Origin of the sequence: Prevotella sp. lc2012 (genome assembly GCF_900107065.1) — a bacterium.
In the GTDB taxonomy this organism is placed as follows: Bacteria; Bacteroidota; Bacteroidia; order Bacteroidales; family Bacteroidaceae; genus Prevotella.
In genome coordinates this window covers 410,952-435,328 of the sequence record NZ_FNUF01000003.1, presented here as the reverse complement: position 1 = coordinate 435,328, position 24,377 = coordinate 410,952, and the positions used below count along the sequence as shown (strand labels likewise).

Annotated in this window: 19 protein-coding genes and 1 tRNA gene; 7 read left to right on the top strand and 13 right to left on the bottom strand. The window is 51.2% G+C overall.

The annotated features are described in order from the left end of the window. Positions 1-67: 67 nt before the first annotated feature. Together BLU99_RS08395 and BLU99_RS08390 are read left to right on the top strand one after the other, a co-directional pair. Positions 68-1,081, top strand: a complete 1,014-nt coding sequence (locus tag BLU99_RS08395) for an aspartate-semialdehyde dehydrogenase (protein WP_091900995.1) — start codon at positions 68-70, stop codon at positions 1,079-1,081. Then, complete coding sequence (locus BLU99_RS08390; protein WP_091900993.1) at positions 1,078-1,515, top strand: lipocalin-like domain-containing protein; 438 nt, start codon at positions 1,078-1,080, stop codon at positions 1,513-1,515. Before BLU99_RS08395 ends, BLU99_RS08390 begins: the two co-directional genes overlap by 4 nt. A 3-nt stretch (positions 1,516-1,518) precedes the next feature. Here the strand turns inward: BLU99_RS08390 and BLU99_RS08385 are convergent, their stop codons facing one another. Both BLU99_RS08385 and BLU99_RS08380 read right to left on the bottom strand, forming a co-directional pair. Further along, on the bottom strand, positions 1,519-2,313 hold the full coding sequence (locus tag BLU99_RS08385; RefSeq protein WP_176771091.1) for a DUF4249 domain-containing protein: 795 nt from the start codon (positions 2,311-2,313) through the stop codon (positions 1,519-1,521). Between the two features lie 4 nt (positions 2,314-2,317). Continuing rightward, positions 2,318-4,375: a TonB-dependent receptor plug domain-containing protein gene (locus tag BLU99_RS08380; RefSeq protein ID WP_091900989.1), complete on the bottom strand. Its 2,058-nt coding sequence runs from the start codon at positions 4,373-4,375 to the stop codon at positions 2,318-2,320. Between the two features lie 100 nt (positions 4,376-4,475). On the opposite strand from BLU99_RS08380, the gene BLU99_RS08375 reads away from it, so the two are divergent. Then, the gene (locus tag BLU99_RS08375) at positions 4,476-4,943 is read left to right on the top strand and encodes a membrane lipoprotein lipid attachment site-containing protein (protein WP_091900988.1); all 468 of its coding nucleotides are present in this window, start codon (positions 4,476-4,478) and stop codon (positions 4,941-4,943) included. Positions 4,944-5,482: 539 nt separating this feature from the next. Here the strand turns inward: BLU99_RS08375 and BLU99_RS08370 are convergent. The 3 genes from BLU99_RS08370 to rsfS are packed head-to-tail and all read right to left on the bottom strand — an operon-like array spanning position 5,483 to position 8,834. Next, a complete protein-coding gene (locus BLU99_RS08370) occupies positions 5,483-6,331 on the bottom strand; it encodes a phosphatidate cytidylyltransferase (protein ID WP_091900986.1) in 849 nt (282 codons plus the stop codon). A 3-nt stretch (positions 6,332-6,334) separates the two neighbouring features. Then, positions 6,335-8,401 carry an ATP-dependent zinc metalloprotease FtsH gene (gene ftsH, locus BLU99_RS08365; protein WP_091900984.1) on the bottom strand — a complete coding sequence of 689 codons (2,067 nt, stop codon included), beginning with the start codon at positions 8,399-8,401 and terminating at the stop codon, positions 6,335-6,337. A gap of 40 nt (positions 8,402-8,441) precedes the next feature. Beyond that, positions 8,442-8,834, bottom strand: a complete 393-nt coding sequence (rsfS, locus tag BLU99_RS08360; RefSeq protein ID WP_091900982.1) for a ribosome silencing factor — start codon at positions 8,832-8,834, stop codon at positions 8,442-8,444. 264 nt (positions 8,835-9,098) lie between these two features. Here rsfS and BLU99_RS08355 point away from each other — a divergent pair. After that, positions 9,099-9,169: transfer RNA gene (locus tag BLU99_RS08355), tRNA-Gln, on the top strand. Between the two features lie 46 nt (positions 9,170-9,215). On the opposite strand, the gene BLU99_RS08350 is transcribed toward BLU99_RS08355, so the two are convergent. From BLU99_RS08350 to BLU99_RS08335, 4 genes are all read right to left on the bottom strand, one after another. Continuing rightward, a complete protein-coding gene (locus tag BLU99_RS08350; protein WP_091900980.1) occupies positions 9,216-11,084 on the bottom strand; it encodes a DUF349 domain-containing protein in 1,869 nt (622 codons plus the stop codon). Positions 11,085-11,256: 172 nt separating this feature from the next. Next, a complete protein-coding gene (locus BLU99_RS08345; protein ID WP_091900978.1) occupies positions 11,257-12,183 on the bottom strand; it encodes a magnesium transporter CorA family protein in 927 nt (308 codons plus the stop codon). 334 nt (positions 12,184-12,517) lie between these two features. Then, entirely contained in the window at positions 12,518-13,975 is a 1,458-nt protein-coding gene (locus tag BLU99_RS08340) for an aminoacyl-histidine dipeptidase (RefSeq protein WP_091900976.1), read from the bottom strand. A 2-nt stretch (positions 13,976-13,977) separates the two neighbouring features. Further along, complete coding sequence (locus BLU99_RS08335) at positions 13,978-14,979, bottom strand: lysylphosphatidylglycerol synthase transmembrane domain-containing protein (protein ID WP_091900974.1); 1,002 nt, start codon at positions 14,977-14,979, stop codon at positions 13,978-13,980. A 426-nt stretch (positions 14,980-15,405) separates the two neighbouring features. Between BLU99_RS08335 and rsmA the strand changes: the two genes are divergently transcribed. After that, entirely contained in the window at positions 15,406-16,212 is an 807-nt protein-coding gene (gene rsmA / locus BLU99_RS08330; RefSeq protein ID WP_091900972.1) for a 16S rRNA (adenine(1518)-N(6)/adenine(1519)-N(6))-dimethyltransferase RsmA, read from the top strand. 402 nt (positions 16,213-16,614) lie between these two features. On the opposite strand, the gene BLU99_RS08325 is transcribed toward rsmA, so the two are convergent. From BLU99_RS08325 to BLU99_RS08315, 3 genes are all read right to left on the bottom strand, one after another. Further along, positions 16,615-17,385, bottom strand: coding sequence for a peptidylprolyl isomerase (locus BLU99_RS08325; protein WP_091900970.1), 771 nt, complete (start codon positions 17,383-17,385; stop codon positions 16,615-16,617). A 16-nt stretch (positions 17,386-17,401) separates the two neighbouring features. Continuing rightward, a complete protein-coding gene (locus BLU99_RS08320) occupies positions 17,402-18,799 on the bottom strand; it encodes an MATE family efflux transporter (RefSeq protein ID WP_091900968.1) in 1,398 nt (465 codons plus the stop codon). Between the two features lie 192 nt (positions 18,800-18,991). Next, positions 18,992-19,681 (bottom strand): 4Fe-4S binding protein, encoded by a 690-nt coding sequence (locus BLU99_RS08315; protein ID WP_091901145.1) that lies wholly within the window; start codon positions 19,679-19,681, stop codon positions 18,992-18,994. A gap of 143 nt (positions 19,682-19,824) precedes the next feature. On the opposite strand from BLU99_RS08315, the gene BLU99_RS08310 reads away from it, so the two are divergent. Continuing rightward, a complete protein-coding gene (locus BLU99_RS08310) occupies positions 19,825-20,751 on the top strand; it encodes a LysR substrate-binding domain-containing protein (RefSeq protein WP_091900966.1) in 927 nt (308 codons plus the stop codon). Between the two features lie 93 nt (positions 20,752-20,844). On the opposite strand, the gene dnaK is transcribed toward BLU99_RS08310, so the two are convergent. Continuing rightward, the gene (gene dnaK / locus BLU99_RS08305) at positions 20,845-22,752 is read right to left on the bottom strand and encodes a molecular chaperone DnaK (protein ID WP_091900964.1); all 1,908 of its coding nucleotides are present in this window, start codon (positions 22,750-22,752) and stop codon (positions 20,845-20,847) included. 209 nt (positions 22,753-22,961) lie between these two features. On the opposite strand from dnaK, the gene BLU99_RS08300 reads away from it, so the two are divergent. Continuing rightward, positions 22,962-24,347 carry a hypothetical protein gene (locus tag BLU99_RS08300; protein WP_091900963.1) on the top strand — a complete coding sequence of 462 codons (1,386 nt, stop codon included), beginning with the start codon at positions 22,962-22,964 and terminating at the stop codon, positions 24,345-24,347. Positions 24,348-24,377: the final 30 nt, after the last annotated feature.

The window sequence follows — 24,377 nt, the reverse complement described above, 5'->3', positions numbered from 1 at the left end:
TTTGTATTGCGCTCGACTTTTCGTAATTTTGCAGCCTAGTAATCAACAAAAGATAGAATTAGGCAAGATGAAAGTAGCAATTGTAGGTGCAAGCGGTGCCGTAGGACAGGAGTTCCTGCGAATCCTTGATGAGAGAAACTTCCCGATGGATGAGTTGGTATTGTTCGGATCAGAGCGTAGCGCTGGTCGAAAGTACACCTTTAAGGGAAAGGAGATTGAGGTTAAGTTACTTCAGCATAACGATGATTTCAAGGATGTGGACATCGCGTTCACCAGTGCCGGCGCCGGCACGTCGAAGGAGTTCGCGGAGACCATCACTAAGTATGGTGCCGTGATGATCGACAATTCCAGTGCTTTCCGTATGGATGATGATGTACCCTTGGTAGTGCCCGAGTGCAATGCCGAGGATGCCCTGAAGCGTCCTCGTGGTATTATCGCCAACCCGAACTGTACGACCATCATGATGGTGGTGGTGCTTCAGCCGTTGGAGCAGATCAGTCATATCAAGCGTATCCACGTGGCCTCTTATCAGAGTGCCTCAGGAGCCGGTGCAGCTGCTATGGCAGAGCTGCAGCAGCAGTATAAGGAGATGGTTGAAGAGGGTGAGGTGAAGACCGTCAAGAAGTTCGCCCATCAGCTCGCCTATAACGTGATTCCTCAGATCGACGTGTTCCAGCCCAATGGTTACACGAAGGAAGAGATGAAGATGTTCAACGAGACCCGTAAGATCATGCACACCGATGCCAAGTGCTCGGCCATGTGTGTCCGTGTGTCGTCGTTGCGTTCTCACTCTGAGTCTGTATGGATCGAGACCGAGAAGCCCATCAGCGTCGAGGAGGCTCAGAAGGCCATCGCCGCTGCTCCCGGTTGTACGCTGAAGGACGATCCCGCCACCCTCACTTATCCGATGCCGCTGGAGACAGCCGGTAAGGACGATATCTACGTCGGTCGTGTGCGTAAGGACCTGAGCGATGACTGTGGTCTTACCTTCTGGCTTTCTGGCGACCAGATCCGTAAGGGTGCTGCCCTGAATGCCGTGCAGATCGCCGAGTATCTGGTGAAGGTCGGCAATGTGAAATGAGACTGAGAGCCGTTTGTTCTCTGCTCTTCTTTCTCCTGCTACTGTCGTGCAGTGGTGGCGATGATGACGGGCGCCGTCTGGGCGAGGTGATCGTCGGTACCTGGCAGTTAGGGACGAATGAGGGCGATATGCTTGTCGAAGGCGATCTGACGATGGAGTTCGCCTTCGACAAGTTCGTTTTCCGTGCTGACGGAAGCTATAATGGGATGATGCGCAAGGGCACGTTCTTCTCTACAGACGAGACGGGCGACATCATCCTTGAGGGGCGTTATCAGTGCGACAACCATAACCTGAAGCTGGAGGGCGGCGATGGCTATCAGCTGGTCCTTACCGCACAGGTGCTGTCGTTCACAGACGATACGATGCAGTTGCAGTTCGTCGGTGATGACGGTCGTCTGACGGTCACGCTGGTACTCCGCAAGACCACAGACTGATACTTATTCTGCTTCTTCCACGTCTGTGGCATGGTACACACAGTCGTAGCTCACCTGACTGTAGGCGGAGAAGTAGCCCAGACAACCGCCGGTGAAGTTCTGTATGGGATTCGTGCCGGTGTTCTCCATCAGTTGCATGGAGTACAGGTAGTCGTAGGCACGCTGGTCGATAGCTCGTATCTCCAGATGAAGACGGTCACCCTCCTGTAGCATGTCATCGCTGGTACTTCCTTCCCGGTCGAAGCTGAAGAACTGTTGCAGTTCCTTGTTGGGATCCATATCGTCGCGGCATACCGACCATCTGTATGCGATGTTGTTCCGGTAGAGATGAATGAAGTACCAGTTCGCCTCGTTGGGGATATCCTGGAAGAGTAGCTCGCTCATCAAGATCCTCTCTGTCATGATCTTCTTCCAGAGAAAGCGGAACTGGTTCATCTGAGGCTTCTTCTGCATGGTCGATGTGGAGGAGAAGTGATGGCCGTCGAGGTCGATGTCTATCCGGTAGGTCACCCCGGGCGTGCCTGTGGCGCCAGCCTTGTAGTAGCCGTTCTGTGTGTATCTGAGTGCCGTCGTCGTTCCGTCGCTGCCGGATATGGTGACGGTGGCCTGACTGACATGACTGCTCGTCGTGTTGTCGTTCATGTCACACGTCTGAGTGATGCGAGCTGTCATCCCTTCATCCGAGACCGAAGCCTCTACGACGTAGAGCGGATCGACCTGATGATAGTCTATCGCAATCTCTTTCTCACAGGAGCAGAGCAGGCCGATAAGGAAGAACAGAAGTGGAAGATTACGCATAGGGTCAGAATTTGATATTGAGTGATACTGAAGGGATGATGCCGAAGAGCGAATACTGGACGGCCCGGGTACGGTTGCCATCCTGACTGTCCTCGAAGTTGATGAGGTAGGGGTTATACCTGTTGTAGAGGTTGTAGATGCCGAACACCCACTGTTGGGTGCACCACGACCGTTTCCTGGTCCAGATGGCACTCACGTCCAGACGATGGTAGTCGGGGGCACGGTAGCCGTTGCGCTCGGCATAGTAGTACACCCAGTTGTCCATGATCTGGTACTTACCACTGGGGGCGGTGAAGGCCTGTCCGCTGTTGAACACCCAGGCGGCGTTGAACGTCCATCGGTCCGAGAGTCTGTACGACGCCACGAGGTTGACGTCGTGCCGACGGTCGTTGCTCGCGTCGTACCATCGGCCGCCGTTGATGCCGTCGATGCGGGTCTTCGACCACGACAGGGTATAGGCCAGCCATCCCGTCAGTTTCCCGTTGTTCTTTCGGGCGCACAGCTCCATGCCGTAGCTCTTCCCCTCGCCGGGCAGCACCAGTCGTTCGATCTCGATCTCACTGCCGAACGATTTCCCGTCGCGGTAGTCGATCACATGGTCTGTCTTACGGTAGTAGGCCTCCAGTGAGAAGTCGTAGTCTTGTGTCGCAGTCATCGTATAGAGACCGGCACTGACCTGATCGGCCACCTCGGGCTTCACGATATTACTGCTGATGGTGTAGCGGTCGAAGGGTGTCGACGTGCTCTGGTTGCGCAGGGCGTGGATATGCTGCGAGGTCCTGGCATAGCCCAGTTTGATACTGGTCTGTCCTGTGGCCTGGTAGCTGATGCTGGCGCGTGGCTCCAGGGTGGCGTAGGTCTTTACGATCTCGTTCCTGCCGTAGTTGTAGTACCAGTCGATGGTGCCGTCGGGGGCGATGTCGTAATACAGCGAACCGCCGAGGGGAGAGAAGGTCGACAGGCGCAGACCGAGGGAGGCGGAGAGCGCCTCGGAGATGTTCAGTGTGCCGTTGAGCCATGCGGCGTTCTCCCATGCACGCCGCTCTTCCTTGTCGTGCTTGCTGACGATCACCCACTCGGCCGACTTCACGTTGAGCAGCGAACTCTGGATGCCTGCCTTGAGCTGATGCTCGCCCAGCGCGAGGTGGAAGTCTTGTCGGATGCTCCCTTGTCGGATATGTCCTTTGTAGGTGAGGTTGAACCCTTCGAAGTCCACCCCGTTGTCCGTCTGGTAGTCACTATAATATAAGGTGGTCTGTGCGTTGGAGCCTCCGTTGAAATGGTGCAGCCACTTCAGACTGGCACTCCTGTTCCCCCAACGGATATCGACCATCTTGTCTATGGCGGTCTTGTCGTAACCGGTGAAGAAGGTCAGGAAGAGTTGGTTGCGGGCGTTCAACGTCCAGTCGAGCTTTGCGTTGACATCGTAGAAGTACAGTGTGTTGTTCTTATAGTCGTCCGACAACTTCAGGAACATATCCATATAGGTGCGTCTGGCGGTCACCAGGAACGAGGCCTTGTTCTTGACGATCGGACCTTCGACGGTCCCTTTGGCGGAGAGCAGACCGATGGTGGCACTACCGTGCCAGCCGTTCTTGTTGCCTGTTCGTCCCGTGATGTCGAGCACGGCCGACGAGGCGCCGCCGTACTGGGCGGGCAGCAGTCCTTTGTAGAGTGTGCCGGCTGCCAGGGCATCGTCGTTGAAGGCGGAGAAGAGACCGCCCATATGTCCTACGTTGTAGACGGGGGCGTTGTCGAACAGCACCTGGTTCTGTGCCGATGTGCCGCCTCGTACCTGGAAGCCGCTGGAGGCATCGCTCTCGGCCTTGACACCGGGCAACAGTTGGATGGAGCGCATGATATCGTTCTCGCCAAACAGTTGCGGCGCCGATGTCAGGTTCTCCAGTTGCAGCACCTCGGCACCCGTCTGCACGTTCTGTATGCGTTGCCGGGCTGAGTTCGAGGTGATCACTACCTCCTCCAACCGTTCTGTACGGATGGAGTCTTCCTCTGCCGAGGACAGCATGAAAAGTGCGGATAATAGTATACCTGCTGAAAACATGTGTGCAAAGGTATGAAAAAAATAGAAATAGTTGTCAAGAATAAACGGAAATAAAAAAAATATTGTAAATTTGTCGCGAAATCACAAATGATTGACAACGATGAAGAAGATTATTTTTGCGATCGTGGCATTTGCCGCCTTGTGCGCTTGTAGTGGGGAGAAGAAAGAACTGTCGTATCGTGGTCTGTCCATGGGACTGCCGTTCCAGACCTTCTGCGACTCTATGCAGGCTCGTGGTTTTTATGTAGACTCCGCCAAGTCGGACTCTGCGAGTGGTCTGGTCGTGATGGCCAACCCCAGCACGAACTATCGCATATCGATTGCCCAGAAGGAGGGACAGCTGGTGGCGTTGCAGGAGAACTACAAGATCTCTACCAACGACAGTACCCGGAAACTCTGGCAGCAGATGCGCGACCAGTTCGAGAAAGAGCTGGGCAGCTGGCCTAACATGCCGAAGCATGGCGATGATCATAAGGTGGCGAAGTTTGAGACCGACGGTGGTTTCATCACGCTCACCGTGGAGAACACCTATAAGCCGACATTTGCTGTCCGCTACGACAGGAAGTAAGTCTTCGGTGGCGTTTTGTCCTAAAAAAGTGCCTAAAAAAGTGTTCGTCAGAAGTTGCGAACTAGAAAAACCAAGGGGCCTCTTATAGTCCCTTTTTGCCCTATTATGGTATACTTTCGACCTATCTGGAGTGGAGAACGACCCTACTCCGGGTAGGGATGCCTCTTTACAGTTGAAGAGATAGGTTCCACGACTGTAAGGAATGGCACTTACGAGAGAAAGAGATAATCCCTTATAGGGTATAGAGATTATCTCTTACACTCGTGAACCCTATCTCCACGACTCATAGACCCTATCTCCATGACCGTAAAATCCCACCCCTTTCTCGTGTAGACGTAATCATCTTATTATCAGTTAATTATAAAAACAACCCAAAACTCGCGTCTACGCCCCACATTCCCATGTTCCTGCCCACCACGCAAGCTATGTGCACCCATTTGTAAAGATATATCACAGCAGGGCATATAGGTAATCATATGAAAAACAGGTGGCTTCTCACTCAAGAGAAACCGCCTGCTTATTCTGGTATGTGTGTCGTCTTATAGGATGGCCAGTGTGTAGAGATAGACCACGGCTGCGGGGATGGCCAACAAGGACGAGTCGAAGCGGTCGAGCATTCCACCGTGACCGGGAAGGATGTGACCACTGTCCTTGATGCCGAGGGTACGCTTGAAGAGCGACTCCACAAGGTCGCCCCAGGTGCCGAAAACAACCACCGTCAGTCCGAGACCGGCCCATTCGACGGCGCTCAGCTGGAGGTCGTTGACACCATACTGCTCTGTGAGGTACCACACCAATACGGCGATGACCATCACGAGGATGCCGCCGCCGACGGAGCCTTCCCAGCTCTTTCCCGGTGAGATGCGCGGAAACAGCTTGTGCTTGCCCAGAAGGGAACCGCAGAGGTAGGCGCCGGTGTCGTTGATCCAGAGGAAGACGAACACGGAGAGGGGTATCAGATAGGTGTAGCAGATGCCATCGCCCACGGCACGGAAGGCCAGCACATTCAACAGGGAGAACGGCAGGGCGATGTAAAGCTGACTCATCATCGTATAGGCCCAGTTGCTGACGGGATCCTCTTGTTTCAGATAGAGCTCGGCAATCAACAGGTAGATGATGGAGATGAGGTAGGGGATGAACACGCCGGAGGATGTGATGCCGCTATTGTAGCCCATCATGGCCAGGAAGAAGTAGACGCCGGCTACGGTGCAGATCAGACGGTTGATGGCGACGTGCTCTCTCTCGTTGACCAGTCCGGTGAACTCCCAGATGGTGAGTCCGGTGACAACGGCAAAGAGAAACGCCATGGCCTCCGGACGTAGGAAACATGTTACGATGGCGGCCACGAAAAATACCGCCGTGATGGTTCTGACGATAAAATTCCTCATATCTTACTCCTTACTGTTGGTTTCTTCGTTGTTCTCTTCGCCTGCTTCCGTCTCTTGCTTCTTGGCGGCCTCGGCCTCCAACTGACGGGCGCGCTCCTCGGCCATGCGCTCGGCGTCGGCGCGCTGCTGAGCCTCGAGCAGCTCCTCGGCACGACTGGTCCAGGGACGCTTGCCGAAGATCTTCTCCACGTCGTCGGCGAAGATTACCTCACGGTCGATCAGCAGCTGTGCCAGTTGGGCATGGCCCTCGGCATGCTCGCTCAGGATGCTCTTGGCACGCTCGTATTGCGAGTTGATCATCTTCAGCACTTCATCGTCCATCGTCTTGGCTGTCGTCTCGGAATAGGGGCGCTGGAACTGGTACTCTGTGTTGTTGTAGTAGCAGACGTTCGGCAGCTTATCGCTCATGCCGGCATAGGCGATCATACCGTATGCTTGTTTGGTGACGCGCTCCAGGTCGTTCATGGCACCGGTGGAGATGCTGCCGATGAACAGGTCTTCGGCGGCACGACCGCCAAGCAGTGAGCACATCTCGTCGAGCATGGCCTCCTTGGTCTGGATGACACGCTCCTCGGGCAGGTACCAGGCAGCACCAAGGGCCTGACCTCTCGGTACGATGCTGACCTTCACCAGTGGGTTGGCATGCTCGGTAAACCATGAGATGGTGGCATGACCAGCCTCGTGGATGGCGATAGAGCGCTTCTCGGCCTCAGTCATCACCTTCGTCTTCTTCTCCAGTCCACCGATGATACGGTCGACGGCATCGAGGAAGTCTTGTTTCTTGACCGACTTACTATCGTGGCGGGCGGCTATCAGGGCTGCCTCGTTACATACGTTGGCGATATCGGCACCTGAGAATCCCGGGGTCTGACGGGCCAGGAAGTCGATGTCGACACTGTCGTCGATCTTGACGGGCTTCAGGTGAACCTTGAACACTTCCTTTCGCTCGTTGAGGTCGGGCAGGTCGACATGGATCTGTCGATCGAAGCGTCCGGCACGCAGCAGGGCGGAGTCGAGCATGTCGGCACGGTTGGTGGCCGCCAGGATGATCACACCGCTGTTCGTTCCGAAACCGTCCATCTCCGTGAGCAGGGCGTTCAGTGTGTTCTCTCGCTCGTCGTTACCGCCCATGGCGGGGTTCTTGCTACGGGCACGGCCTACGGCATCGATCTCGTCGATGAAGATGATACAGGGCGACTTGGTCTTCGCTTGTTGGAAGAGGTCGCGCACACGACTGGCACCGACACCAACGAACATCTCCACGAAGTCGGAACCCGACATCGAGAAGAAGGGAACGCCGGCCTCACCGGCCACGGCCTTGGCAAGCAGGGTCTTTCCTGTTCCCGGAGGACCGACGAGCAAGGCGCCCTTGGGGATCTTACCACCCAGTTCGGTATATTTCTGCGGGTTCTTCAGGAACTCCACAATCTCTTGGATTTCTTGCTTGGCTCCGGCCTGACCAGCCACATCCTTGAAGGTGATACCCAATTCGCCACCTTTCTCGTACATCTTGGCTTTCGACTTGCCGACGTTGAAGACACCGCCTCCGCCACCCATGCCTCCACTGCCCATACGGCGCATGAGGAAGATCCATAATCCTACAATGAATAGGATGGGCAGGAAGTTGTAGAGGAGTGTTGTGAACAGACCGTTGTCTTTCTGGTTCTCATAGACCAGGTCGCCGGTGAACTTCTTCTCTTCCTTGGCCTTCTCGATGAACGGCTCTATCTGGTCGACGGAGCCGAACTCCACCTCCAGATACGGGTCGGTGCCTGTCTGTTGGGTGCCCTGATGGAACACATCGCGGATATGTTCGGGCTTGACATACATCTTGAGGACGCTCTCGCTCTTGTTGATCACGATCTTTGAGGCATAGCCGTGGTTGACCATGTCCTTGAAGTCGGAGTATGAGGTGTTCTTGGCGATGCTACTGTTGGTGGGACCGCCACTGGAAAAATAGAGTAGGCCCAGCACAACGAATGCGAGGATGTAGATCCAGGTCATGTTGAATCTGGGCATGTTCATCTTCGGTCCGTTGTTTCCGGGTATCTGATTGTTCCTATTGTCCATATGCTCTTTCTTTGTTGTGTTATTGTTTTGGATGGTTTGTTTAGTCTAGGTCGGGAATCCTGGTCAGAGGTGCATCTTCCCAGAGATGTTCCAGATCATAGTATTCGCGTACGTCGGGCAGGAAGATGTGAACCAGTACATCGCTGTAGTCCATGGCGACCCACTGCGCGTTCTCCAGTCCTACCACATGGACTGGCTTCTCATGCAGGCGCTCACGGGCAAAGTCGCTGACAGACTCTGTGATGGCCTCGACCTGTGATGGCGAGTTGCCTTGACAGATAATGAAATATTGGCAGATGGTTCCTTCTATTTTCCTGAGGTCTGCAACGACAATGCTACTTCCTTTCTTTTCCTGGATGGCTTCTGTGATCGTCTTGACAAGTTCCTCGCTGGGTGAGGTGGCTTTACGCCCTGATGGTTTTGTTTGCTCCATTAAATATGATTATGTGATTTATTCGACAAAGGTACAGCAAATCGAGTGAAATGCAAAATAAATTAGGATTTATTTTCATTTCCTGGATACGGCTACAATCCAAGGCTTACTGGTCATGGGAAGGTCGGCGGGGGCAAACACGGGTGGAAAAGTACCTTTTTATCTCTTTTTGATAAAAAAACGGCTAAAAATTTTGTCGGTTCCAGAAAAAGTAGTACCTTTGCATCCGCAAAACGGGACGAGGATGTCCTGATGCGCTGATTTTGGGGTATGGTGTAATGGTAACACTACAGATTCTGGTCCTGTCATTCTTGGTTCGAGTCCGAGTACCCCAACAAAAGAAAAGAGATTTCCATTTTGGAAATCTCTTTTTCTTTTATCTTATTGCTTGTTCTCTGCGTCGATGGCTTTGATCTTCTCCTTGACGAGATTCATGTCATCCTTGAGTTTCTGCACCTTCCGGTTCATCTCGTCAATAAGACTGTTGCCTTTCTTGGAGGAGGCATTCAGGAAACCGAGGTTGTTCTCATAGGTCTGTATCTCCTGCTTGAGGGCCTCGTACTGACGGAACAGACGTGAACGCTCGTTGTCGAGGGCGTTCTCGCCACGCTCGGCCACCTGCTTGATGGTCTGCTTGAAGTTGCTCAGACGGCGCTTGGCCACACTGATGTTCAGTTCCTTATACAGCTTGTCGAGAACGGCATGATACTCCTCGTAGATCTTATCCTTCTCTTTATAGGGCACATGACCGATGGCATTATACTCTTCAACGAGTTTCTGCACCTTCTCTTGGATATCCTCACCCGTCTCCTCGGCCACAGCCTTGAGCTTCTCGATGACCTCACGTTTCTTGCTGAGGTTGGTATGCTCTTCTCCACGCTGTCCGGCTCCGGCGGCATTACGAGCCTCAAAGAACTTGTTGCAGGCTCCGAGGAACTCCTCCCACAGTTGGTCGCCCAACTTCTTGGGAACCATGCCGATGGTCTTCCATTCTTTCTGCAGGGCGATGAGCTTGTCGCTGGTCGATTTCCATTCCGTGGAATCCTGCAGGGCCTTGGCCTTCTCGATGAGTGCGCGTTTCTTGTCTGCGTTTTCCTTGAACGTATCTTTCAGTGACTTGAAATATTCTGCCTTACGACCGAAGAAATCATCGCAGGCGGCACGGAAGCGCTCGAAGATCTTCACGTTCATCTTCTGCGGTGCGAAGCCGATGGTCTTCCACTCGGCCTGGATATCGATAATGGCCTTGGTGTGCTTCTCCCAGTCGCCGCTGCCCTTGTTCTCTTCTGCGGCAATAGCCTCTACCTTCTCGCAGAGAGCTGTCTTACGGGCCAGGTTCTCTTCCTCCTTGGCACGGATGCCCTCGAAGTGCTGCTGGTGACGCTTGTTGATGACTGTCGAGGCGGCCTTGAAGCGGTTCCATATCTCCTCGCGCAGTTCCTTGGATACCGGACCGATCTCGCGATATTCCTGATGCAGCTTCTGTAGCTGGTGGAAGGCACTGATCACATCTTCCTCCTCGGCCAACTTCTCTGCTGCCTCGCACAGACCGGTCTTCAGTTCGAGGTTCTTCTTGAAATCATATTCGCGTGCCTCACTGTTCAGACGGAGCATGTCGTAGAACTGCTCGACATAGAGCTGGTAGTTACGCCACAGCTCGTTAGCCTTTTCTGCGGGTACGTTCTTGATCTCACGCCATTGCTGCTGAAGCGCCTTGAACTCCTGATAGCTCTTGTTGGCTTCCTCGGGTGTGGTGATCATTGATTTGATCTTCTCGATGATGTCAAGCTTCTTTGTCAGGTTCTCCTGCTTCTCAGCTTCCTGCTCTTTGAAGATTTTGGCGCGTTTTTCCTTGATGATGCCCATCTCTGCCTTGAAGGCCTCTTCTTTTTCATCAGGGGAGATCTGATACAGCTCGGGGTCGCCGCCTGCGTCGATATACGCCTTCAGGTTGGCTTCGCGCTCGGCAATGTGCAACTTGTAGAACACAGTCTTCAGATAGTCTACCTCCTCCTTCTGAGGCGCCTCGTCGCCGTGGGCAATCTCCTGGATACGGGCCAGAACCTCGGCCTTGGTCTCATAGACCTTCTGGGGCTGTTCCGCTGGCTCTTCCGCAAGTGTGGATACTTCCTCGGTTGCTACTTGAGAAGCGTTCTCTGCTACTGGCTCTTCAGCCTGCTGAGGGGTAACTTCTTCCTTGATTACTTCGTTTTTGCCCAGTTCGAGGGCATTTTCTTGAGAGTCCATCATTTAACTTTTTAGTTATTGACATTCAGTATAATGATGCGGCGCATCATCGCATTTGGGCTCAAAATTACTAAAAAGAAGTGAAAAGCGAAGAGTGAAGCGTAAAAAGTTGCAACGTTTTTTACTTTTTTAACTATTTACTATTTACGCTTCACTCCTCGTTTTCAGTCACTTTTTATACAAGTCGCTTATGTCGGAAAATCCACCACGCGATGCCAGAGATGGCTCCGGAAATCAGGATGGCGAATATGAATCCCCATGATTTCGCTTCCATGCCGTTGATAAGGTTCATACCGAACATAGAGGTAATCAGGGTCGGTATCATCATGATGATGGTGACGGACGTCAGCGTACGCATCACGGTATTCATATTATTATTAATGATGCTGCTGTAGGTGTCCATGGTCGACTCCAGAATGTCAGAATAGATGCTGGTGGTCTCACGGGCCTGCGACATCTCGATGTTCACGTCTTCGATCAGGTCGGCATCGAGCTCGTCGATCTGCAGTTTGAACTTCAGCTTCGACAGCAGATTCTCGTTACCACGGATGGATGTCTGGAAGTAGGTGAGCGAGTCTTGCAGACGACTCAGGCCGATGAGGCTCTCGTTGTTCACCTCACGGTCGAGGTTGCGCTTGGCCTTATCGATGAGCATGGAGATCTGCTTCAGGCGCTTCAGGTACCAGACGGCACTGCTGAGGAACAGTCGGAAGATCATGTCCACATGGTCGGTAAAACCCACGTTGCGTTTCTGTTGGAAGCTGACGAAGTCGATCATCATGTTCGTCTCGTAATAGCAGACGGTGATGGTGACGTCGCGTTTGTGGATGATTCCCAACGGTACGGTGGTATATGGCGTCCTGGATCGTATCTCCTTGACATAGGGGATACGGAGGATGATCAGCATCCATCCGTCGTCGTACTCGTAACGGGCACGCTCATCGGTATCGCTGATGTCGCTCATGAAATAGTCGGGAATATTGAATTGCTTCTCCAGCATATGCTGGTCTTCCTCTGTCGGACACGTCACCTGTATCCAACAATTGGGCTGCCACTCGTTGAGCTGGGTCAGTCCACCTGCAGTGTTCCAGTAAGTCTTCATTTTGCTAATCCTTTTTAAGCTGTTAGCCAATTTAGCGGCAAAGGGATTAGCTGCTTTGCTCGCTATCCCCCGCCTTTACAAATTGTAATTATCCGCCGGGTAGTCGTCCATTTTTGTTAATAATTTGGTTTAATCGGGTGCAAAGTTACGAAAAGTCGAGCGCAAAACAAAGAAAATCTTTTCTTTTTTTGCTAAGACGGAGTAATTTCGTCATCCGTGATGACAAAGTTACGAAAAGTCGAGCGCAAAACAAAGAAATTCGAAGAAAAATAAAGTTAAGAGTTAAAGAAAATGCATGAGTCGTGCATTTTTCCTTAACTCTTAATATGCTCTCTTATTTCACCGGGATATCCTCAAGTGTCTTCTTCAAAAGCGTCCAGAAGGGTTCAACGGTCTTGATGAGGGCGCGCTCGGTAGTCGTATGAGGCGACTTCATCGTGGGACCGAGACTGACCACATCCAACCAAGGATACTTGCCGAGGATGACTGAGCATTCCAGACCAGCATGGTCCACCTGTACGATGCCGTCTTCACCGAACAGTTCCTTATACTCTTTCAGCAACAGGTTCAGAATCTCTGAGTCGGGGTTCGGATCCCAACCGCCGTAGCTTCCGGCCGTCTCTACCTTCATGCCGGCCATAGAGAAACAACTGTCTAAGGTGTCGACGATATAGTCCTTCATATCCTCACGACTGCTGCGAGCAAGGATCTTCAGCGCAGCCTTGCCATTCTCGATATCGATGATGGCGAGATTGCTGGAGGTTTCCACAACGTCGGGATAGCTGGGTATCATACGTACCACCCCATCGTGACAGGCGTGGATCGCATTGATCAGATTGTCCTGGATCTCTTCTGGTACCTCCGTCTTCGGTGTCTCCACGTCTTCCACGTAGAACTCGATACCGCTCTCGATACCCTTGAACTCATCGATGAGGAGTTCCTTCCAGTCTGCGACGGTCTGCTTCAGATCGTCTACATTCTCCTTCGGCAGGGTCAGCACGACCTCCGCTTTGAAGGGGATGGCATTGCGCATGTTGCCGCCGTGCCAACTGACGAGGCGGGCCTCTTCGGTCTCGATGACCTCACGGACGAAGCGTGCCATCTGCTTGTTGGCATTGGCGCGCCCTTCGTGGATCTCCAGTCCGGAGTGACCACCGCGCAATCCTTTCAAGGTTACCTTCACAGCTACGTCCTCAGGGTCGGTCTCTGCCTCCTTATATTCGAGTGTGGCTGTCACGTCAATACCTCCTGCACTACCGATGACGAACTTGCCCCAGGTCTCGGAGTCAAGGTTCATCAGGATATCGCCCTGCAGCTCGTTCTCGGGCAGGTCGTTGGCACCATACATGCCAGTCTCCTCGTCGGCAGTGATCAGTGCGTCGATAGGACCGTGCTTCAGGGTCTTATCTTCCATGACGGCCATGATGGCGGCCACGCCCAGACCATTGTCGGCGCCGAGGGTTGTGCCTTTGGCCTTTACCCACTCACCGTCGATCCATGGCTCTATGGGATCGGTCTCGAAGTTGTGCTTCGACTCAGGTGTCTTCTGGGGTACCATGTCCATATGGGCCTGTAAGATGACTCCTTTGCGATTCTCCATTCCTGGTGATGCAGCCTTGCGCATCACGATATTATTGGCGGGATCCTTGAAGACCTCAACGTCGGCCTCTTTTCCGAACTCGAGCAGGAACTGCTGGATCTTTTCCAGGTGTCCGCTCGGACGGGGTACTTGTGTCAATTTGTAGAAATTGCGCCAGATGCATTCCGGCTTCAGGTTCTTGATTTCGCTCATAGCTATGTTGTTTTTGGGGTTATACGTTTTGTGAATGAGAGGGCGGCCCAGCCATAGATGCCAAGAGCCACGACCAGCATGGTCTGTACGGTGTGCACGATCAGTACAAAGTAGAGCGCGTGCTCGTCGACCACGCCATAAAGTATCAGCATGGTCTTCACCGCGAAGTGCCACGGTCCTGCGCCATTGGGGGTCGGCACGATGACGGCGATGGATCCGACCACGAAGGTCACCATCGCACAGGCCAGTCCCAGGTGTGCCGTAAAGTCGAAGCAGAAGAATGTCAGGTAGTAGTGCAGAAAATAACTGCCCCAGATGCCTATCGTGTAGAAGATGAACAACGGCAGGTTCTTGACATCCTTCAGTGAGATGATGCCTTGCCAGATACCTCCGGCGGTGGCTTTCACCTTACTATATATATTAAGACTCCTAAGCAGGATATGCAGAAGGATCAGAATGGCCACGATACAGACGGCAGTGACGAGGTAACCTGTCAATGAGAAATTGTGGAGTATGGAGTCCAGACTGGTACCTGTCTGGTCGAAGAAGGTGCCGAACACACTCAGTTGGAACAGTAACGTCAGTCCTGTGATGCCGCCAATCAAGAGGGTGTCGATGGCACGTTCTGTCACAACGGTCCCTAAGGCCTTGGAGAACGAGATGCCATCGTAGCGTTTGAGGATGCCGCAACGCGTAAACTCACCGATACGGGGTATGACCAGACTCACGGCATAAGAGAGGAACACGGCATAGAGGCTCGTTGAGGTCCTGGGGCGCTCGCCGAGCGGCTCCAGGGTCTGTCGCCATCGCCATCCACGGAACATCTGTGCGAGTATGCCGAAGGGAAAAGACAACAGCATCCATGCCCAATTCATCTCGTCTGTCAGCACATGCTGAAGACGGGTGAAGTCTTCACCCCGATACATCCAATACAGAATGACCCCACCCAGTAGGATGGGGAAGACAATCTTTGTAGTATTGGTGACGACGGTCTTTGTTTCCATAGCTGCAAAGGTACGAATAAGAGATCGAAATTCCAAATTTATTTGGATATTTCCGAACGGTCGTTTCATGGGGTGATAGATCTTGCCTCACTTGATACTTGTCAACTAAATGCCTGTTTTCCTGGCTTTTGTGTTTGGAAAGCTTGGCTGTGTGCGTAAACAGTTGTACCTTTGCATCGTTTTAGGATAACATATATAGAATTAAAAGAAAGGAAATTAATTATGACAGTATTATTTTTGGTAACATTTGTTGTTGCTGTATGTATTGCTGAAGCCGTGAAGGTGAACAACGACATTAACTTAGGCATAAAATAACTTGAGAGCGTAACAAAGAAAGCATAGAAGAGACGGGTAGGGCGTGAGCTCCGCCCGTCTTTTTTCTGCTTTTGTTTGGTATTCCGCACGAATTATCTTAAATTTGCACCCATGAAACAAGTAAGACCTAAGAAGAATCTTGGTCAGCATTTTCTGACTGACCTGAATATCGCCAAGGCGATTGCCGATACTGTGGACGCCTGTCCAGAACTGCCAGTCTTGGAGGTTGGTCCAGGTATGGGCGTGATGACACAGTATCTTGTGGAGAAACCTCGACCTTTCAAGGTGGTCGAGATTGACCGCGAGTCTGTGGCCTATCTGCATGAGAACTTCCCGCGTCTTATTAATAATATAATAGGTGGCGATTTCCTGAGGATGGATCTACGTGAGGTCTTTGACGGACAGCAGTTTGTGCTGACGGGTAACTATCCTTACGACATCTCCTCGCAGATCTTTTTCAAAATGCTCGACAACAAAGACCTGATACCTTGTTGTACAGGTATGATCCAGCGTGAGGTCGCCCTCCGTATCGCTTCGCAGCCAGGTAACAAACAGTATGGTATCCTTTCTGTACTTATTCAGGCATGGTACCATGTTGAGTATCTCTTCACGGTTGACGAGAATGTGTTCAATCCACCGCCAAAGGTGAAGTCGGCAGTCATCCGTATGACGCGTAACGAGGTGACCGACCTGGGATGTGATGAACAGCTCTTCAAGCGTGTAGTCAAGACGGTGTTCAACCAGAGGCGTAAGATGCTGCGCGTCTCCCTCCGTCAGTTGTTCGACGCAGCTCATCCTGCTCCTGCATCTTTCTTTGAGGATCAGATGATGACTCTGCGCCCTGAGCAATTGTCTATTCCCCAGTTCATTGAACTGACGAATAAGGTGAAAAAAGTTCTGTTATCGAACACAAATTGATTGTGTTCGCACACAACCGCTTGACATACATCAAAAGAAATGCGTTTTTTCGCCAAAAGTGCATAGCAATCCATTGTGGGTTGCAAAAATCGTCGTACCTTTGCATTGTCAATCAGAGATGATGACTCTTTAATAGAAACACAGACACGATACAGTGGTATTAGTTTAGGTAAAAGATTGGTTTAGGTTAGTTAGAGTTAATAGTTAGTTAGAATTTAGGTTTTAGGTTTATTGAATTTGATTGGAGATAGGTATTTCTAAGGTGTTAGAAAAGGTTTGTAAGTAAGGATAACAAACGTAGTGGTGACACTCCGTTTTTTTAGAAAAGGTTTTTAGTTATTCATAGATTGTTGGTGCCGCCCCTGAGTCGTTGATGACCCTTGAGCGGCTTTTTTTTTGTTTCTATTTTTTCCGTGTATTTCTTCTGACGACGGCTCTGGTGGTCGTTCTCTTCTTCTGAGGTGCTGCCTGTGGCAGATCCTTTGTCACAGAGGCTTTTAGGATACGGATATCCTCCAACGGGCGATCGTTCTTGTCTGTCTCTGTCTTCAGAATTTTTTCCACCACGTCCATGCCTTCCGTCACCTCGCCGAACACTGTGTATTGCCCATCGAGATGGGGCGTGCCTCCAATGGTCTTGTAGACTTCCCGCATCTCTGGTGTCAGTATCACTTCTCCTTGTGTTATGGAATCTAGTTTCTGTTGGATATAGTCCAGACGTTTGTCGTCGCAGATCTTTCCCCAAACGATATAGAACTGACAGGCAGCGCTGCGCCTCTCTGGGTTTTCCTTGTCACCCTCACGAGCCATGGCCACGACCCCTCGACGGTGGAATATCTGTGGCAGACGGAACTCAGCTTCTGTGGTGTAGTCGTAGTCGCCTGTGCCGAGAAGTTCTCCTGGCTTGGCATGCTTGCTGTTGATATCGCCGCTCTGCATCATGAAGTCCTTGATCACTCGATGAACGAGCAGAGAGTCATAGGTGCCCATCTTGGTAACCTTTAGGAAGTTGTCGCGTGTCTGTGGGGTCTCATCGTAGAGAGCGATGCGGATGTTACCTGCGGTTGTCTCGAGAAGCACTTCTGTGTTCTTGGTCTGTGCGAGGACTGTCGATGGTGACAGTAGCGTCATGATCGACAGGGCTCCTAATAGTCTTTGTACTTTAGTTGTCATACTCTAATGGTTTGGGCTATTTGTTTTCGTTTTTATGTAGATTCAGCTTGTCAGCCCATCCGCCTTTGAAGAGACGGGCTAGGAAGATACTACCCCGGAAGGTCAGTTCGATGGCCATGGCAGTCCACACACCCTTCAGTCCATACTTGGGCGCGAACGAGGCCGCGAGGGTCAGGCGCACGAACCACATCGAGCAGAGGCTCATCACAGCAGGGATCAGCGTGTCGCCAGCCCCGATAAACACGCCGTTGATAACGATGGCAGCAGCGAACATCGGCTCAGCCCATGCCTCGATGCGGAGAATATGGGAACCGAGATTGATGACTTCTTCGACAGGCGACATCAATGCCATCAACTCTGGGGCGAAGAGCCACATCAGCATGCCCATGACCGTCATCACCGTGATACCCAGTCCTACAGACATTCTGGCGAATGAGCGTGTCAGCGCCTTCTGTCCGGCTCCGATGCCTTGTCCCACCAGCGTCGTGGCGGCCTCGGCAGTGCCGTAGCCTGGCATATAACAGAGGCTCTCGACTGTGATGGCCAGTGAGTGGGCTGCGATGGCCACTGTTCCCAGAGGAGCCACGATGAGAGTGCTCACGATCTGGGCTGAGCCCATCAGCAGGTGCTGGAGTCCCATCGGAGCTCCTATCTTAAAGGCTGTCCGTACAGTGTTGGACCTTGGTTTGAAGGAGCCTGGTCGTCCTATGAGCGAGAGCATCTTCGATCGGTAGAGTAGGAAGTACAGCATCAAGGCAGCAGTGACCAGTTCTGCCAGTCCTGTTCCCATGGCTGCACCCTTCACTCCCATGTCGAGCACATAGATGAAGAAGAAGTTAAACACCACGTCCATCAGGCACATACCGATGTTTAGGATGCTTGGAATCTTCATATTGCCAGAACACTTCAGCATCGAGCCCGCCAGTCCTTCCATTTGGAAGAAAATCCCTGCCAGTCCGATGATGGCGAAGTAAAGTGAGGCATCGTGCGCGATCTCCTCTGATCCTCCGATCCAATAGGGGAGGAAGGGGGCGATACCGATAGCCGTGACAGAGATGATGAGGCTCCATACGAGACAGCAGACGAGCGACTGGCGTAACACTCTCCTCGCAGCCTCAAAGTCGTTGGCGCCTATGAAGTGAGCCACCTGAACAGAGAAACCCATGTTTGCCGCCGAAGCCAGTCCTCCCAACAGCCATCCGGTCGACTCCACCAGACCGATGGCTGCCGATGCCTTCGCACCCAGATGACCTACCATCGAGGCATCGATGAAGAACATCACCGTGGCTGATATCTGTGCAAGGATTGAGGGAATACTCAGGCTCACGATGAGCCAGAGCTTCTCGCGCCGAGTCATCGTGCGTCCCTCACGGATATAGGAAAGGAGCAGCTCGCTGTTCTTAACCATCTTCATAGCGGCTACAAAGATACGGATTATTTGTCGAGTTGCTCCAAATACGTGACGCTTTTTTGAAAAATGTTTTATTTTCGTAAAGGCTTGGGCTATATTGTTGCTCTCAGGGGAAGCAGTGGAGGTACACATCTCAGATGTGCGAAAAGAGTCCGCATAAGCATATCGCTTATGCGGACTCCTGATGATTGCTGTTTATTTGCGTAATTCCATAATCTTCGAAGGACAGGCCATTGTGCACTTGCCGCACTTGATGCAATCGGGATGCAGATAGCCTACGGCCTCGCCACGAGAGTCGTAGGGGGTGAGCTGCATCGGACAGACGCGAGCGCAGCTTTTGCACTTCATCTGACAGGCACTGCTGACATGGATGTTGGTGAATGCTTTTGGCAGTGGTAGCTTCTTGGGCGCTACCCATCTGGAGATGGTGCCCATCGGACAGAAACTGCACCATGTACGAGGTGCGTAGATGAACGACAAAATGATGCCAACGATGGTGGTCGTGAGGATGATGGTCCAAAACACGCGTCCTACGTCACTCCAGCTCTTGGCGAAGCTCAACTGGATACCAAACATCGTGAAAATAAAAAGTACCATAAACAGCCGGAAACCAGAGGAGCGTACAAACTGGGGGATGGGCTTGTGGGGCGAGTATCTTGAGAGCAGACGGTCGTACATGCTGCCACGAGGGCATACGTGACCGCACCAGAAACGTCCTCGCCAGATGGATGTCAGTACGGGGCCGATCATGCAGATGAGGGCAACCAGTCCGATCGCTGGATAGAACCAACCCACGACGAGATATGCGAAGAGAATCCAGTAGAGCGGCCGTCCTGGAGTCTCGAAATGACGATGAAATAGTTTCTTGTTATTCTTCTGTTCCATAATGTTTTCTGATTTGGTTTTCATTTGAACCCACTTATGTGAATGATTTCTAATGCGATTGCAAAAATACGAAGAAAATGATAGATACATGAACTAATTTTTCTATCTTTGCATCGATATTGTCTATTGTAAAACAAGGAAACATGACATTACAACAGCTGAAATACATCGTGGCGATCAACCGCTATCGCAATTTTGCCAAAGCTGCAGATGCTTGTGGTATCTCACAGCCTACGCTGAGTGCTATGCTGGTGAAGCTGGAAGAAGAACTTGATGTCCGTATCTTCGAGCGCAGCAACAAAAGTGTGCAACCAACATCTAGTGGCGAGAAAATCATACGGCAAGCCGAGCGCACCATTGCGGAGGCCGAGCGTATAACATGGTTGGTCAACGAGGACAAAGGTAGCATAGCGGGAGAACTGTTGTTGGCTATAGGACCAACCATCGCCCCTTATATCCTGCCGAAGTTTATTAGGCATTATGTGGAGGACTATCCGTCAGTCAAGCTTCGTGTCATGGAACTGAAGACAGATGCGATGCTAAACGAATTGTTGTTAGGGCATCTGGATGCAGGTATCGCTATCAGTGGGAATATGCGACAGGGTGTGTTGGAGATACCACTTTATACGGAGCGATTCATGGTGTATCTGTCAGAGCACTGTTGGCGCAAACTACCTGTCTTCAGACCAGAGAACCTAGAGCATGAGAAGATGTGGGTGATGAAAGAAGCGCAGTGTCTTCGTGAGAGCGCTTTCAGCTTCTGCAAGGCCAGAACCAAAGGGCGGCATGTCTATGAGGCTGGGAGTATAGATACACTTATTCGCATCGTTGATGAGAATGGTGGTTTTACGATTATCCCAGAGATGCATCTGCCTTTTCTGTCTGACAAGCAACGCGAAAACGTGCGTCGAATAGAAGGCGACTATTTGTCGCAACGTCGAGTGTCGCTTTATATTCGTGAGGACTACATTCGTCAGTCGATGCTCAATACTATTACGAAGACACTTCTCCGATTCATGCCAGATAAGATGATGGAAGAGCGGATTGTAAAATATGGGATTAAGTTGTAGTCCAGTGTTATGAAGCAAAAAAAAGCGTGTAGTCAAAAGACTGCACGCTTTCTGTTATATCGTAGGAATGTGAATTCCAACTTAATTGTTAGTTTACTTAACCTCCTCGAAATCAGCGTCTTGAATGGTTTCGTCGGTACCACCAGTCTGCTGGTTGTTGGCCTGCTGCTGACCTGCGTCGGCTCCAGGCTGAGGACCTGCCTGCTGGTACATCTGCTGTGAGGCGGTCTGCCATGCCGTGTTGAGGGCTGCGATGGCGGCGTCGATAGCTGCCACGTCACCTGCCTTGTGGGCATCCTTCAACTGCTGGAGAGCCTGCTCGATAGCGGGCTTGTGATCAGCAGGGATCTTGTCGCCCAACTCGTTCAACTGATTCTCGGTCTGGAAGATCATAGAGTCAGCCTGATTCAGTTTGTCGACACGTTCACGCTCTTTCTTATCGTTTTCTGCGTTCTGCTCGGCCTCTGCCTTCATGCGATTGATCTCGTCCTGTGACAGACCTGATGAAGCCTCGATGCGGATAGCCTGCTCCTTGCCTGTAGCCTTATCCTTGGCAGATACTTTCAGAATACCGTTGGCATCGATGTCGAAGGTCACCTCAATCTGAGGAATACCACGACGGGCAGGAGCGATGCCTGTCAGATTGAACTGGCCGATACTCTTGTTCTGAGCAGCCATCGGACGCTCACCCTGCAGTACGTGGATGGTCACCTCTGTCTGGTTGTCAGCTGCGGTAGAGAATACCTCGCTCTTCTTGCAAGGAATGGTTGTGTTGGCCTCGATCAACTTGGTCATTACACCACCCATGGTCTCGATACCCAGTGTCAGCGGAGTCACATCGAGCAGTACGATGTCGCCTACGCCACCTTCCTTATTCAGGATGGCACCCTGGATCGAAGCACCAACGGCTACCACCTCATCAGGGTTCACACCCTTTGAGGGCTCCTTGCCGAAATAGTTCTTCACCAGCGTCTGCACAGCGGGGATACGGCTTGAACCACCTACGAGAATCACCTCGTCGATATCGGCTGTACTCAACTTTGCATCAGCCATTGCCTTCTGACATGGAGCCAGACAGGCCTGGATGAGGTCGTGAGCCAACTGCTCGAACTTCGCACGTGTGAGAGTCTTCACCAGGTGCTTAGGTACACCAGCCACAGGCATGATATAAGGCAGGTTAATCTCGGTAGAGGTGCTTGAAGACAACTCGATCTTAGCCTTCTCGGCAGCCTCCTTCAGGCGCTGCATGGCCATGGGGTCATCTTTCAGATTGGCACCCTCGTCGTTCTTGAACTCCTGAACCAACCAGTCGATAATCACTTGGTCGAAGTCGTCACCACCAAGATGTGTGTCACCATTGGTAGAGAGCACCTCGAAAACGCCACCACCGAACTCGAGGATGGAGATATCGAATGTACCACCACCGAGGTCGAATACGGCAATCTTCATATCCTTGTTAGCCTTATCTACACCATAAGCCAGAGCGGCTGCTGTGGGCTCATTGACGATACGCTTTACGTTAAGACCGGCAATTTGACCAGCCTCTTTGGTGGCCTGACGCTGAGAGTCGGAGAAGTAGGCAGGTACGGTAATCACTGCATCTGTCACCTCCTGACCAAGATAGTCCTCGGCGGTCTTCTTCATCTTCTGCAGTACCATAGCGGAAATCTCCTGTGGCGTGTACTTACGGCCGTTGATGTCGACACGGGGATAGCCACCCTCGTTGACAACGGTATAAGGCACACGAGAAATCTCTTTCTCTGTCTGCTGCCAGTTCTCACCCATGAAACGCTTGATACTGTAAACGGTGTTCTTTGGATTGGTGATGGCCTGACGCTTGGCAGGGTCACCGATCTTACGCTCGCCGTTCTCAACAAAACCTACAACAGAAGGAGTCGTACGCTTACCTTCGCTGTTGGCAATCACAACAGGCTCGTTACCCTCGAAAACGGCAACGCAACTGTTTGTTGTTCCTAAGTCAATTCCAATAATCTTTCCCATATTCTAATATTATTTAATGTTACATGTTTGTTAATCTCAGGCTGATAGCCAATAAGATGTCACAGATTTGATTGCAAAGCATGTGCCAAAATGACTTTTTTCAGGAAAAATGTTTTTTGTCACGTCATTTTGGCACATAAAATTTGGATATTCGCATGATTTGACTTATCTTTGCAACCATAATTCTACATTTAAAACTATAGATAAAAATGAAGAAGACTTTTTTGACAACCTGTATGGCTTTCCTGTTTTTGGCAGCTACGGCTCAGGAAAACCCTTACATCGTGAAGACCCGTGGTGCTAAGAAAAAGGCTCAGACTCAGATGGAGGGCGGACAGCTTGGTATGCAAGAGGAGGATGAGGCCGCTCGCGACTTTATTAGTCAGAATTTTAGGTTCTATAGCCTCTGTGATTGGGAGGAGGGCATGAAGTTTATGGTTCTGCCAGAGAAATATGATTTAGTGGTGAAGACTTTCACAGATGTCGCTACAGGTAAGGATGTGAGCAGTATGCCTTTGAAGCATAAGATCATGATTTACAAAGGTCACAGTGAGAGTCTAGATGGTCATTCGCGGATCAACTTCTTCTGTCCAGATAATAACAAAGAGTATTATTACGAAATACCGAACGGTTCCTTTGAGGACTATTGCTATGGCAAGCTCGGTGTGCCGACGCTGGCTTATCTGGGTGATGTGGATATAGCCCGAGAGAAACTGATGGGCAAGACGCTTTACACCAAGACACAGCATTTCTTCGTTGATACGGAAGTCGATGGCGACGGATTCCAAGAGGTGACAGTCGATAAGGATATGGAGGTGAAAGTGACAGCTGTTGGAGTCGGGACGCGTAGCTTCCCCGTGAAAATTATCGTTGAGGACAAGAACGGTAATGAGTTCTTTCAGAATGTGGCTATCTCGAAAACCAATAGTGGTATGCGTGATGATGAGTTCATCATGGATAACACAAAACATCTGTTTGGAAACTCCTTCGAGTTGGTGGATGACATTATGGCAGTCAACAGCTATAATTACAAAGCTTTTGTTGGCCGTGTCATTCATACGAAGTTCCCAACGAAGATGCTTAACGAGACTACAAAGAAAACTCAGAATATCCCGCGCCTGACAGGTTATCAGATTGAGTCAATTACACCTCATAAGGCTGATACCAAGTTTACTGTGAAGTTGAAGAGCACCATCCTAGGTACTTATTTCTATAAGGATGTGACTCTTGACAGGAAGGGATTGGCTGGTAGCTCAGATGATTTCGTGGAAGAGCCTGATGATTACTTCTCATATCTCTTTGCTCCAGGTCCTGGTAAGAATGTACAGACCACGGAGACGAGCCGTAGCATGATTCGTGTCGGGCATGTGGGTATCGGCTTCTCTGAGGATGAGACGATGCTGGCTGCAGGTGAGCCTGATAAGGTAGAGCATTTTGATAATGGTCAGTATCGTTGGATATATAATCGCTCAAATAACAAACAGTTGCATGTTGACTTCGATGGATCTGGTGCTGTGTTCAAGACTACGACCAAGGATCTCCCTGTAGCCAAGAAGGTAACTGGTAATAAGCGTAAAGTCGTTAGACGCAAATAGTCAGGCTTTGTGCGAGAGAAAAGCTCTTAA